The sequence below is a fragment of the Kitasatospora sp. NPDC085895 genome, assembly GCF_040702125.1.
Lineage (GTDB): Bacteria > Actinomycetota > Actinomycetes > Streptomycetales > Streptomycetaceae > Kitasatospora > Kitasatospora arboriphila.
Genome location: NZ_JBFBJY010000068.1, coordinates 16312 through 28919, shown reverse-complemented (window position 1 = coordinate 28919; position 12608 = coordinate 16312). Strand labels below are relative to the sequence as shown.

Genomic DNA, 12608 nt, shown 5'->3' with positions numbered 1-12608 from the left:
CCCCTTTCCCCGGACCGAAGGATCGACACCGTGTCTCCGACGACCCCGACCGACCTCTCCGAGCCGACGACCGATCAGGCCGCCCCGCAGGCCCGGCAGATCCTGCCCGCCGAGGAGCGGTACGCCCAGGAGCTCGCCTTCCTCGCCGCGTACGACGAGGGCCCCCGCCCGCCCGGCTGGGCGCTGACCCCGGCCGCGGTGGTCACCTTCGTGTGCGGCAGCGACGGCGAGGCGCTCGCCCTGCCGCCGAAGCGCCGCAAGGACGGCGCGCTGCCCGCCAAGCTGGTCGTCGCGCCGAAGTTCGTCGGCGAGCGCGCCCTGGTCGAGCGCTGCGTGGTCACCCTGGCGGGCGAGCGCGGCCTGCTGCTCGTCGGCGAGCCCGGCACCGCCAAGTCGATGCTCTCCGAGCTGCTGTCCGCCGCGGTCAGCGGCACCAGCGAACTGACCGTGCAGGGCACCGCCGGCACCACCGAGGACGCCTTCCGCTACGGCTGGAACTACGCGCTGCTGCTCGCCCAGGGCCCCACCCCGCAGGCGCTGGTCGCCTCGCCGGTGATGACCGCGATGCGCACCAGCCGGGTGGCCCGGATCGAGGAGGTCACCCGCTGCCTGCCCGAGGTGCAGGACGCGCTGGTGTCGATCCTCTCCGACCGCCGGGTCAGCGTCCCGGAGCTCGCCGGCACCGCGGACGCGACCGTCGCCGCCGTCCCCGGCTTCACCGTGATCGCCACCGCGAACCTGCGCGACCGCGGCGTCTCCGAGATGTCCGCCGCCCTCAAGCGCCGCTTCAACTTCGAGACGGTGCACCCGATCGCCGACGCCGGCGCGGAGACCGAACTCGTCCGCACCCAGGCCACCGCCGCCGTGCAGCGCGCCGGTGCCGCGTTCGGCGTCGACGACGCCGTCCTCGACGTGCTGGTCACCGTCTTCCGCGACCTGCGCACCGGCCGCTCCGCCGAGGGCTGGGACGTCGAGCGGCCCGGCACCGTGATGTCCACCGCGGAGGCCGTGCACGTCGCCGCCTCGCTGGGCCTGGCCCGCGCCTACCTGCCCGGCGGCGACGTCCTCGACCTGGTCCCGGGCCACCTGCTCGGCGCCGTCCGCAAGGACGACCCGGCCGACCACGGCCGCCTGCTCGGCTACTGGGACGGCCCGGTGCGCCGCCGCGCCGAGGACGGCTCCGCGATGTGGCGCCGCCTGTGGGACCTGCGGGAGAACCTGCGGTGACCGACCCCCGTACCACCGAGGACACCACCGTGGGCACCGCCGGGAACCCCCCGGCGGACACCGCGGACCCGCGGGAGGCGGTGGAGGCGCTCGCCGCCTCCGCCCGGCCCCACCTGATCGGTGTCCGGCACCACAGCCCGGCGCTCGCCGCGGTGGTGCCGGCGCTGCTCGACAAGGCCGACCCGCAGGTGGTCTGCGTCGAGTTGCCCGCCGACTTCCAGCGCTGGCTGCCGCACCTCGCCGACCCGGGCACCGTCGCCCCCGTCGCCCTCGCCGGGGCCGACGAGGGCGGGCACCTCGGCTTCTACCCGTTCGCGGACTTCTCGCCCGAGCTCGCCGCCCTGCGCTGGGCCCGCGAGCACGGCGTCGAGGTGCGCTGCTGCGACCTGCCGCTCGCCGACAAGGGCTGGGCGCCGTCCAGGGCGGCCGACGCGCCCGGCGGCCGTCCGGCCGCGCCGGCCTACGCCGACGCGCTGGAGGCGGCCGGCACCGGCCGCGAGGGCGACGACCTGTGGGACCGCTCCGTCGAGGTGCGGGCCCCCGGCAGCGAGCCGGAGGCCGTCCGCCGTGCCGCCCTGGCCGTCGGCTGGGCGCTGCGCCGCGACGCCGCCGGACGCGGCGGCGTGCCCGCCGGGGACCTCGCCCGCGAGGCGCACATGCGCCGGGTGATCGCCGCGGCGGCGGCCGGCGGACGCCGGGTCGCCGCGGTCGTCGGCGCCTTCCACGGACCGGCGCTGACCGCCCTGGAGGAGACCGCGGCGGAGGTGGCGGAGGACGCGCCCGAGGCCCCGGCCGAGGGCGGTCCGGTCACCTCGCTCGTCCCGTACACCTTCGACCTGCTGGACGCCCGCTCCGGTTATCCGGCGGGCATCCGCGACCCCAAGTGGCAGCAGGCCGTGCTCACCGCCCAGGGCGACCCGGAGCAGGTCGAGGCGGCCGCCGCCCGGGCGATCACCGACATCTGCCGGGAGCTGCGGAAGGCCGGACACCCGGCCGGCACCGGCGAGGCCGCCGAGACCCTGCGGCTGGCCGGCGACCTCGCCCGGCTGCGCGGCCTGCCCGCGCCCGGCCGCGGCGAACTGCTGGAGGCCGTCACCGCCGTCCTCGGCCAGGGCGAGCCGCTCGGCCGCGGCCGGGCGCTCGCCAAGGCGCTGGAGGCGGTGCTGGTCGGCGCCGACCGCGGCCGGCTCGCCCCGGGCACCCCGCGCTCCGGCCTCGGCCCGTCCGTCGAGGCCGAGCTCGCCGCCCTGCGCCTGCCCGACCCGGAGGACCCGGACTCCCGCGAGCTGCGCCTCGACCCGCTGCGCTCCCCGCTGGACGGGCGCCGCGAGGTGCTGCTGCAGCGCCTCGCGGTCTGCGGGATCGGCTACGGCAAGCAGATCGAGGTCTCCGGCACCGGCGACGGCTCCGCGCTCAGCACCCGCTGGCGGATCGCCTGGACGCCGTCCGCGGCCGCCCGGCTCGACCTGGCCGGCGTCCGCGGCGTCACCGCCGAACTCGCCGCCGCCGGCACCCTGCGGGAGACCGCCCGCCGGCAGTCCGCGGACGGCGGACCGACCTGCACCCAGCTGCTGGAGGGGCTGCGCGCCGCGGCCCGCTGCGACCTGCCCGCGCTGGTCGCCGAACGGCTCGCCGAGGCCGAGCAGTTGCTGCCCGCCTCCGCGACCCTGCCGGAACTCCTCGACGCGCTGGACCTGTTGGAGGCGCTGCGGCTCGCCCACCTGCCCGGCACCACCGAGCGGAGCCGGGAGCGGGCCGCCGAACTCGCCACCGTCCTGCTGGACGCGGCCGTCCGCGGCCTGCCCGGACTGGCCGGCAGCGAGGACCCGGCGGACGCCACCGCCCTGGTCGCCCTCGCCACCCGGGCCGGCGACCACCGGCTCGGCCTGCGGATGGACGACGCCCTCGCCGAACTCGCCCGCACCGGCTCCCCGCTCGTCCAGGGCGCCGCGCTCGCCGCGCGGGTGCTGCTCGACCTGGACACCGCGGACCGCCTCGGCGCCCGCGCCGCCGGCTGGGTCGACGCCGCCGCCGATCCCGAGGGCCGCCGCCGGCTCGCCCGGCTGCTCACCGGCCTGCTGACGGCCGGCGGGCCGCTGCTCCAGTACGCACCGGACGCGCTCGGCCCGCTGCTGGAACGGATCGACGCGCTGCCCGACCGCGGTTTCCTGGACCGGCTGCCCGCCCTGCGGGCCGGCTTCGACGCGCTCAGCCCCGCCGGCCGCGGCCGGCTGCTGGACACCGTCGCCGAACGGCTCGGCGAGCGCCCCGACCTGACGCTCGCCGCCCCGGCCGGACTGCTCGCGCTCTGGACGGCCGCGGACACCGCTGCCGCCGAGGCGCTCGCCGCCCTCGGCCTGCCCGGCACCGGCACCACGGTCCCGGCCCCGGCCCCGGCCGCCACTCCGGCGCCCGACGAGCCCGAGGCTCCCCCGGTGGAGACCGCGGGCACCGCTGCCGACGCCGCGGCCGAGGCCCGGCTGTCGGCGGCCGACCGGTGGCGGCTGCTGCTCGGCCGCGAGCCGGAGCGGCTGCCCGACGGCGCCCGCCGCTACGCCCAGGCACTGGACGAGCTGTACGGTCGCGGCCGCGGCGAGGGCGCCGCCGACCTCGACGGCGGCTCCGGCAGCGGCGGCGGCCAGGAGGCGTCCTTCCCGACCGCCCGCGAGTGGTCGGAGGAGCTGGAGGCGCTGTTCGGCGCGGACGTCCGCGAGGAGGTGCTCGCCGCCGCCGCGGACTCCGGCCGCACCGACGTGCTCGCCGAGCTCGACCCGGCGTCCGTCCGGCCGTCGATGGAGCTGCTGACCTCGGTGCTCAACCTGGCCGGCGGCATGCCCGAGCACCAGCTGAACCGGCTGCGCCCGCTGGTGCGCCGCCTGGTCGACGAGCTCGCCCGCGAGCTCGCCACCCGGCTCCGGCCCGCCCTCACCGGCCTGGCCACCCCGCGGCCGACCCGCCGCCCCGGCGGCCGGATCGACCTGCCGCGGACCCTGCGGGCCAACCTGGCGCACACCCGCCGCCTGGACGACGGCCGGACGGTCGTCGTACCCGAGCAGCCGGTGTTCAGCACCCGCTCGCGGCGGGAGGCCGACTGGCGGCTGATCCTGGTGGTCGACGTCTCCGGCTCCATGGAGGCCTCGGTCATCTGGTCCGCGCTCACCGCGGCGGTGCTGGGCGGCGTGCCGACCCTGTCGACGCACTTCCTAGCCTTCTCCACGCAGGTCGCCGACCTGACGGAGCGGGTCTCCGACCCGCTGTCGCTGCTGCTGGAGGTCAAGGTCGGCGGCGGCACGCACATCGCCGCCGCACTGGCGCACGCCCGTTCCCTGGTCACCGTGCCCAGCCGGACGCTGGTCGCGGTCGTCAGCGACTTCGAGGAGGGCTACCCGCTGGGCGGCCTGCTCGGGGAGGTGCGGGCGCTGGCCTCGTCCGGGGTGCACCTGATGGGCTGCGCGGCACTGGACGACACCGGGACCCCGCGGTACTCGGTGCCGGTCGCCCGTCAGCTCGTCGCCGCCGGCATGCCGGTGGCCGCCCTCAGTCCCCTCGCCCTCGCCCGCTGGGTCGGCGACCGCCTCCGCGGGGAGGCCCGATGACCGGAGTACAGGCGATGACCGCTGCCGAGGACCTCCAGCTGCCGCCCGTCGCACCCGAGGTGCTCGCGGCCGCGGTGGAGTCGCTGACGTCCCGTCTGCGCAAGAAGCTCGACGCGGCGATCGAGCAGTACGCCGCCCTGCCCGTCGCCCCCGCGGCGGACGGACCGGGCGTCGGCGTCCGCTGCGGCGAGGACGCCGTGGTCACCCTGCTGCCCGGCCCGGACGGCACGGTGACCGAGGAGGGGCAGGCGCGGTGCAGTTGTCTGCTCGCCCCGCGCTGCCTGCACCGGGCGGCGGTGCTCGGCTGCTGCCCGATCGCCGACCCGCCCGCCGCCGGGGCCGCGGCACCGGCCGGGCCCGCGGAGCAGGCCGAGCCGGATGCGGCTCCGGCGGCGACGGCGGCCGCGGGGACGACCGGGGCCGAACCCGCCCCGGCCACCGCCCCGGAGCTGCCCGCCACCGTCGAGCCGACGCCCGCCCAGGTGCAGGCCGCCGCCGGACTGTGGGCGGCCGCCGCGGCGGCGCTCGCCGCAGGCGTGCCCGCGGCCGGGGCCGTCCCGCAGGCGGAGCTGCTGCGGGCCGCGCACACCGCGCGGCTGGCCGACCTGCACCGGGCCGAGGCGGCCGCGCTGCGGGTCGTCCGCGGACTGCGCAGTGCCCGCGCCCGCTACAGCAGCCACCGCACCGCCGACCTCGCGGCGGCACTGCGCGAACTGCTGCTCACCACGGCGCTGCTGCGGTCCAGCCCGGCCGACCGGGCGGTGCTCGGCACCGCCCGCCGGGCGTACAAGCCGGGCGGCGCGCTGCGGGTGCACGGCGTCTGCCGCGAGCCGGTGCTGACCGCCACCGGGTACGGCGGCGTGGTGACGCACCTGGTCACCGAGGACGGCCGCTGGGTGTCGATCGCCGACATCAAGCCCGGCGGGCCGTCCCGCGCCCGCGGCGCGGGCACCGCACCGGTCTCGGTCGGCGCGGCGGCCCTGGACCACTCCCAGCTGTCCCGCGGTGGCCTGCTGATCTCGGGCGCCACCGTGTCCGCGGACGGCCGGCTCGGCTCGGGCCGCGGGGTCCGGGCCAATCCGGTGGGCGGGATGGACTGGGGCTCCGGCCCGCTCGCGGAGCTGTTCGCCCGCCCGCTGGCGGAGGCCGTCGCCGAGCGGCTCGCCGACGGCCCGCTGGCCGACCCGGAGCAGACCGAGCTGCTGCGCCGGCCGGTCGGCTGCGAGCTGGTGGTGCTCGGCGCGTCCGCCGACAGCGTGCTCGCCCGTGAGGTGGACGGGAGCACCGGCGAGCCGCACGGCCCGCTCGTCCGCCTGGTCGCCGTCAACCGCCACCCGGACCTGGCGCACACCGCCAACCTGACCCGGATCGGCGCCCACCCCGGCCTGCGGCTGCGGGTGCTCGCCCGGGTCGACCCGGACCGGGCCGCCACCCTGCGTCCGCTGGCGGTGGCACCCGTCGCCGGGGCCGCGTACACGCTGCGGCTGCCGGCCGAGTGGCAGGGCCGGGCCGACCTCGGCTACGACCTGCTCCAGGGCACGCACGTGCCCGCCCAGGACGGGGACGGACCCCGGCTGCCGGGGCCGGTGTCCGCGGGGCCCGACCCGCTGGGCGACTCGCCGCTGTGGCGGGTCCGCCGCCAGGTCGAGCTGGCGGTCGCGGGCGGACGACGCGCGGTCGCCGAGGCGGCCCGCAGCGGCGGCGCCCGGACGGACGCCGCGGCACTGCGACGCACCGGCTTCCGGGCGGCGGCCGAGCTGTCCACGGCCCTCGCCGAGGAGGCCGACCGCCGGCAGCGGGACGTCTTCGGCCGGCTCGGCGACCCGAGTGCCGACCGCTACGCCGAGCAGTGGCTGGCTGCGGCCCTCCACCTCACGGCGGCGGAACGGGAGCTCGTCCGGGCGACCTGGCACGCCCCGGACGCGGCGGCCGGCTGAACCGGCCCGGGACCGGCGGCGCCCCTCGACCAAGGGGTGTCGCCGGTCCCGGCACCGTCGGCGCTCCGCAGACCACGGTGCTCCACCGGCTCCGGCACGGCGTCCGGGCGGCGGCGGGGCACCGGGCGGGACCCACATGACGGGCGTAGATTGAGGGCACCCCACGGGATGATCACGACCGAGGAGCGGTGTGGACGCGCCGGCTGTGGACTACGGGGCGGCGTTCCGGGCGACGCCCAGCCCCATGCTCGTCCTGACCCCCGGCCTGGTGATGGCGGACGCCAACGAGGCCTACCTGCGGGTGTCCGGCCGCAGCCGCGCGGAGCTGGTGGGCCGCCTGCTGTTCGACGTCTTCCCCGGTGACCCGGCGCACGGCGAGGCAACCGGGGCCGTCCCGCTGCGCGCCTCGCTGCAGCGGGTGCTCACCACCCGGCAGAGCGACAGCATGCCGCTGCAGAGGTACGGAGTCGACCACACCGACCGGCCGGGGGTGTTCGAGGAACGGTACTGGAGCACGCTGAACGCACCGGTGCTGGGCCCGGACGGCGAGGTGGTCGCGATCGTGCACCGGGTCGAGGAGGTCACCGCCCTGGTGCGGAGCATCCTCGACGGCCGCGGCCCGGCAGACGGCACGGTGCTGACCGGCCTCACCCGGGAGGCGCACATGGCGGCGGACCTGCTGGCCCGGGCGCAGGAGCTCGCCGACCTCAACGAGGAGCTGCGGCAGGCGCACGCCCGCGAGCGCGAGGTGGCGCTGAGCCTGCAGCGGTCGCTGCTGCCCGCCGTGCCTCCTGCGTACCGCTCCTTCGCGGCGGTCCGCTACCGGCCCGCGACCCGGACGCTGAACGTGTGCGGGGACTGGTACGACCTGGTCGACCTGGACCGGTCGCTGCTCGGTGTCGCGGTCGGCGACGTGGTCGGCCACGGACTGGAGGCGGCCGGGATCACGGGCCGGCTGCACAGCGCGCTCAACGCCGCCCTGCGCGCCACCCGGCAGCCGGCGCAGGCGCTGAAGACCCTGGCCCGCTACGCGGTGACCGTCGAGGGCGCGCTGTCGACGACCGCGGTGCAGACCGTCGTCGACCGCTCCACCCGCACCGTCCGTTACAGCAGCGCCGGGCACCCGCCGCCGGTGCTCGTCCACGCGGACGGTTCCGTCCAGGTGCTCGACGGGGCCACCGACCCGCCGCTCGGCGCCTGGGAGAACGGGATCCCGCGCTCCGAGGCGGCCGCCGGGTACCGGCCGGGCGCCACCCTGGTGCTCTACACCGACGGCCTCATCGAGCGGCGCGGCGAGGACATCGACGTGGGGCTGGAACGGCTCACCGCCAGCGCCGCCCGGCACCGCGGGCTCGGCCCGGAGGCACTGGCGGACGCCGTCCTCGCCGACCTGGGCGCGGACGACGGTCAGGGCACCGACGACATCGCGCTGGTCGCCGTCCGGCTCTGATCCGCCCCGCCGTACCGCACGCTCCGCAGCGGGTGCGCGGGAACGGCTCCGGAGGGAGGCTGGTCTCCCCCGAGGTCAACCAGTCCACCAGTCCATGAAGGGACGACACCGTGGCCACCGACTACGACGCCCCCCGCAAGGGCGACGACGAGAGCTCCGACGACAGCATCGAGGAGCTCAAGGCCCACCGGGCGGAACGCGCCGACGGCAAGGTCGACGTCGACGAGTTCGACGCGGCCGAGGGACTCGAACTGCCCGGAGCCGACCTGTCGGGCGAGGAACTCACCGTGCAGGTCCTGCCCAAGCAGCAGGACGAGTTCACCTGCGCGAGCTGCTTCATGGTGCGGCACCGCAGCCAGCTCGCCGGCGAGAACTCCAGCGGTCAGCCGATCTGCAAGGAGTGCGCCGACTGAACGCGCCGACGGGGCCCGCTGCTCCCCCGGACGGCCTGCGGGTCACTCCGGGGGGAGCAGCGGGCCCAGCGGCCCGAGGTCGATGTTGAGGTCCTCGGGCCGCAGATCGAAGTGCTCGCGGAGCTCGTCCATCCGCTCCTCCAGCGCCATCAGCGTGCGGCCGAGCACCTCGATCCGGTCCTCGGTGAGGTCGCCGGCGTCCATCCGCCGCAGGGCCTGGCGCTCCATCAGCTGCCGCAGCAGCTCGACCACGGTGAGGACGAGCGCGGCGAGGTCCCGACCGACCGCCTCCGGGTCCAGCTCGATCCGGCGGCCCGGGACCGTGGTGCGCGGCGCCCGGCCGTCTCCCGGTGCGGTCACGGCGCGCCCTCCGCGACTCCCGCGTCCGGTGCGTCCGGCGCGGACCCCCCGGCGGAGTCGACGTACTGGGCGGCCAGGGTGCCGACCGAGGAGATCAGAGCGCGCAGGCTGATCCGGACGAGGTCGACGTCCGCGATGCCGAGGGTGATCTCACCGGTGACGACCACGCCGCCGGCGAGCAGCCGGTCGAGCAGGTCGACCAGGGCGATCCTGCGGTCGTCCACGGGGTACGGGGACGTCCGGGCGACCTCGCCCGCGGTGGTCACGGCGCCTGGGGCGGTCACGGCGGCTCACCCGCCCTCGGCCGACGGGGTCTTGGCCGGCCACCCCTGCTCGGCCCGTCCCGCCGGCACGTGGTCCGCTGCGGTCTCCGGTGCTGCTGCGGTCTCCGGTGCCGGCTCGGTCTCCGGTGCCGGCTCGGGCTGGATGTCGGCGAAGGAGTACGGCGGCCACGGGCCGGTCAGCTCCAGGCGGACCCCGGTGAAGCGGCGGCCGAGCTCGGTGACGGCCGCGCCGAACTCGGCGGCCCTGTCCTGCTCGACCAGATAGGCGCCGTTCAGCAGCATCGGGTCGGACCGGCCGCTCGCCTCCGCGGACTGCAGCGGGTGCTCGGCAGCCCGGCCCGCGCGGGCGGCGAGCGTCGCGTGGATCTCCCGGGCACCGGCCGCGGCCTCCTCGAACCGGCGGGCGAGGGCGTCGCGTTGGGCGCGGCGGCGCAGCAGGTACGCGGTGCCGGGCCGGTCGGCGGGGGCTCCGACGTCGGCGGGGTCCGGGGCGGCGGCGTCCAGGTACACCTTGACGCCCCACTCGGCGTGGTCGGCGACCCGGTCCAGGGCGGCCCGGAGACGGGGGCCGGCGCCGCGGAGGAACGCGGCGGCGCCGCGGTCGTCCCGGTAGAGGGTGGCGAAGCGCAGCGGCAGGGTGTGGCCGGCCCGGGCCAGTTCGGCGATCACCCGGTGGTGCGCCCGCACGGCCGACTCCAGCCAGGGCAGGTCCGCCAGGCGGCGCTGCAGGGCCTGCTCGTCGAAGTCGCCGCGCGGCACCGAGCCGACCACCAGGACGAGCCCCGGGGCGGTGAGCACGCGCAACGGCTCGCCCGCCACCCCGGTGAGGCCCGCGAGCGTTCCGTCCTCGACCTCGCGGACCACCGCGTAGAGCCAGGTGAGGTCCGGGGTGGTCATGATGCACCTCCGGTGCGGCGGCGCCGGACGGGCGGCGCCTCGTCGTCCTCCGGTTCGGCGTCCCGGTGGTCGGCCCGGTCGTCGGCCCGGTCGTCGGCCCGGCTGATGGTGCGCCGGCCGGTGCGGCCCGCCTCGAGTTCGCCGATGCGTTCGCGCAGCCGGCGGTTCTCCAGGGCGAGGTCGCGCTTGCCGGAGGAGAGCGAGGGGTCGTGCTCCCACCAGTCGATGCCCATCTCCCGGGCGCGGTCGACGGAGGCGACCAGCAGACGGATCTTGATCGTGAGCAGCTCGATGTCGAGCAGGTTCACCCGGATGTCACCCGCGATCACGATGCCCTTGTCCAGGACGCGCTCCAACAGGTCGGCGAGGTTGGCGCCTTGGGCGCCCGTCCCGCGGGACTGTGCGGCGAGGAACCGGTCGCCGGGCCGGACGGTCGGCTGGGTCATGACGAGTCCTCCTCGGGCCTGCCCCGGTAGTAGCGGCGTTCGCGGCGGTAGGAGATGAGGTCGCCGTCGTCGTCGAGGGCGACCAGGTAGACGGCCAGGATGTCGGCGGAGTCGGGGACGCGGCGGGACTCCAGTACCTCGACACCGATCCGCCAGCCGTCCTCCGTGCGGTCGATCGAGGTGATGCCCTCCGGTGTCCGGCCGGTGAGGTCGTCGACGTCGTCGGCGGCCACGGCCGCGGCCCGACGGGCCGTCAGCTTCCCGCCCGCCGGACGGCGCCGGGGCTCCTCTCCCGCGCCCCGGGGATCGGCCGTGCCGCCGGCCCGGCGGCGCACGGGACGCTCCTCCGACTCGTCCGACGCCGGGGCGGACCGGGAGGTCTCCTCCTGGGGCGCCCCGCGGGAACGGCCGTCGACCGACTCGACCCGGTGCTCGTCCGCCCCCGAACCCGAATCCGACGTCCCTGCGGGCTTGCGGCGACGCACCGGACGCTCCTCCGGGTTGTCCGGAGGGTCTTCCGCGGCCCGGCGGCGGGCGGCGCGCGGCGGGTCGGCCGGGGGTGTCCGGCGGGAACGGCGCTCGATCGGCCGTTCCGGCTCGTCGCCCTCGGTGGGGCGGGATCTGCGGACTGGCACGGCTCACACCTCCCGGTGCCTGACGGATCCGGCGTGACGCGGGTGTCCCACCGCCCCGGCCGCGCCGGTGCGGTGGGCCGCCCGGCCGGGGAACTCCCCGCGGGCGGCGGCGAGCGGCGGGGCCGCCGGTGCGGACAGGGGTCGCATCGCTACCCGATCCCTTCCGCCGCCTCCGCGAAGGCGGCGGCGAAGTCGTAGGGCGCCAGCGGGCCGAGCAAACGGACCCGCAGTCGGCCGGCCCACCGCCGGGCCAGTCCCTCGGCGGCCTGCTCGAACGCCGTCCGTTCGGTCTCCCGCACCAGGAAGGCCGCGCTGAAGCGCTGTTCGACCACGCCGGAGCGGGCGGGCGCGACGGCGGTGGCGTGCCGGGCGAGGCTGTCCGCGAGGACGGTGGCGTCCTCGTCCCGGCGGGCGGCGATCTCGTCGGCGATCAGCTCGCCCAGCCGGACGCGGAGGTAGTGGCCGGCCGCCTCGCCCTGGGTGGCGACGTCCTCGCGGAGCCGGGCGATGTCCGCCCGGTCGGCGACGATGTCGCGCAGGAGTTCCTCCTCCCGGTAGTCGCAGCGGACGGTGAACTGGGCGTGCCCCGCCAGTTCCTCCAGTGCGGCGTGGAACTCCTCCTCGTAGGGCGCGAGCAGGTCCTCCTCGACCGCGTGGCTGTCGCGGACGACCGCGCCGAAGCGGATCGGCAGGACGGCGGTGTGCCGTGCGGCCAGGGTGTCCAGCACGTCGGCGTGGGCACGCAGGTCGGCGGCGGTGCCGAGCGGCCGGTCCACCGGCACCTCGCTGACGACGGCGGCCACCCGGCCGCGGCCGACCACACCGATCCGCGCCGGCGGATCGGTGACGCCCCTCAGGTCGTCGGGCGTCCGGGTGCCGGCGGGCACGATGCCGTAGACGTAGCAGGCCCGAGCGGGGACGCCGCCCCCGCGGTTGCCGGTGCCGGCCCGGGCGGTCATCGCTCCTGCTCCCTCCGGTGGGCGGCGGGGCGGGTGCGGCGGCGCGGCCGCTGCTCGTGCTGCCGCTCCTGCTGACCATCCTGCTCCTGCGCGCCCTCCGGCGCACCGGCGGACCGGTCGCGAGCCCCGTCGTCGTGCATGCCGTTCACCAGCTCGGACGGGTCCGGGCTGCGGCCGTCGGCCAGGTCGAACCGGTTCACCGCCTCGGCGAAGCGCAGATAGGTGTCGACGCTGGCGGCGACGATCCGGGCGTCGACCGTCAGCAGTTCGACGCCCACCAGGGAGACCCGGACGTAGGCGTCGATGACCAGGCCCTTGTCCAGGATCAGGTCCAGGACGTCGGGCAGACCGCCCGCCGGGGGGCGGTCGAGACAGCGGCCGGTCTGCATGGCGACGGCGGACAC

General features: G+C 77.5%; 12 protein-coding genes. 5 read left to right on the top strand and 7 right to left on the bottom strand.

Features of this window, described 5'->3' with window-relative positions; genetic code table 11:
• Nucleotides 1-30: 30 nt before the first annotated feature.
• The 5 genes from AB0442_RS31530 to AB0442_RS31510 all read left to right on the top strand — a co-directional run bounded on the left by AB0442_RS31530 (nt 31) and on the right by AB0442_RS31510 (nt 8623).
• Entirely contained in the window at nt 31-1227 is a 1197-nt protein-coding gene (locus AB0442_RS31530; RefSeq protein ID WP_366167028.1) for an AAA family ATPase, read from the top strand.
• 29 nt (nt 1228-1256) lie between these two features.
• On the top strand, nt 1257-4823 hold the full coding sequence (locus AB0442_RS31525; protein ID WP_366167046.1) for a DUF5682 family protein: 3567 nt from the start codon (nt 1257-1259) through the stop codon (nt 4821-4823).
• On the top strand, nt 4820-6760 hold the full coding sequence (locus AB0442_RS31520) for a hypothetical protein (RefSeq protein ID WP_366167027.1): 1941 nt from the start codon (nt 4820-4822) through the stop codon (nt 6758-6760). Before AB0442_RS31525 ends, AB0442_RS31520 begins: the two co-directional genes overlap by 4 nt.
• 190 nt (nt 6761-6950) lie before the next feature.
• Nucleotides 6951-8210: a SpoIIE family protein phosphatase gene (locus tag AB0442_RS31515; protein WP_366167026.1), complete on the top strand. Its 1260-nt coding sequence runs from the start codon at nt 6951-6953 to the stop codon at nt 8208-8210.
• 110 nt (nt 8211-8320) lie between these two features.
• Nucleotides 8321-8623, top strand: coding sequence for a DUF4193 domain-containing protein (locus AB0442_RS31510; protein WP_344628380.1), 303 nt, complete (start codon nt 8321-8323; stop codon nt 8621-8623).
• 42 nt (nt 8624-8665) lie between these two features.
• Here AB0442_RS31510 and AB0442_RS31505 read toward each other — a convergent pair whose 3' ends face one another.
• The 7 genes from AB0442_RS31505 to gvpJ all read right to left on the bottom strand — a co-directional run bounded on the left by AB0442_RS31505 (nt 8666) and on the right by gvpJ (nt 12593).
• Complete coding sequence (locus tag AB0442_RS31505; RefSeq protein ID WP_366167025.1) at nt 8666-8983, bottom strand: gas vesicle protein K; 318 nt, start codon at nt 8981-8983, stop codon at nt 8666-8668.
• Nucleotides 8980-9267, bottom strand: a complete 288-nt coding sequence (locus AB0442_RS31500) for a gas vesicle protein (protein ID WP_366167024.1) — start codon at nt 9265-9267, stop codon at nt 8980-8982. Before AB0442_RS31500 ends, AB0442_RS31505 begins: the two co-directional genes overlap by 4 nt.
• A 6-nt stretch (nt 9268-9273) precedes the next feature.
• A complete protein-coding gene (locus AB0442_RS31495; RefSeq protein WP_366167023.1) occupies nt 9274-10164 on the bottom strand; it encodes a GvpL/GvpF family gas vesicle protein in 891 nt (296 codons plus the stop codon).
• The gene (locus tag AB0442_RS31490) at nt 10161-10610 is read right to left on the bottom strand and encodes a gas vesicle protein (protein WP_366167022.1); all 450 of its coding nucleotides are present in this window, start codon (nt 10608-10610) and stop codon (nt 10161-10163) included. Before AB0442_RS31490 ends, AB0442_RS31495 begins: the two co-directional genes overlap by 4 nt.
• The gene (gene gvpO / locus AB0442_RS31485) at nt 10607-11245 is read right to left on the bottom strand and encodes a gas vesicle protein GvpO (RefSeq protein WP_366167021.1); all 639 of its coding nucleotides are present in this window, start codon (nt 11243-11245) and stop codon (nt 10607-10609) included. The genes AB0442_RS31490 and gvpO overlap by 4 nt, the downstream gene beginning before the upstream one ends.
• 149 nt (nt 11246-11394) lie before the next feature.
• Complete coding sequence (locus tag AB0442_RS31480; RefSeq protein ID WP_366167020.1) at nt 11395-12204, bottom strand: GvpL/GvpF family gas vesicle protein; 810 nt, start codon at nt 12202-12204, stop codon at nt 11395-11397.
• Complete coding sequence (gene gvpJ / locus AB0442_RS31475) at nt 12201-12593, bottom strand: gas vesicle protein GvpJ (protein WP_366167045.1); 393 nt, start codon at nt 12591-12593, stop codon at nt 12201-12203. The genes AB0442_RS31480 and gvpJ overlap by 4 nt, the downstream gene beginning before the upstream one ends.
• Nucleotides 12594-12608 lie beyond the last annotated feature (15 nt).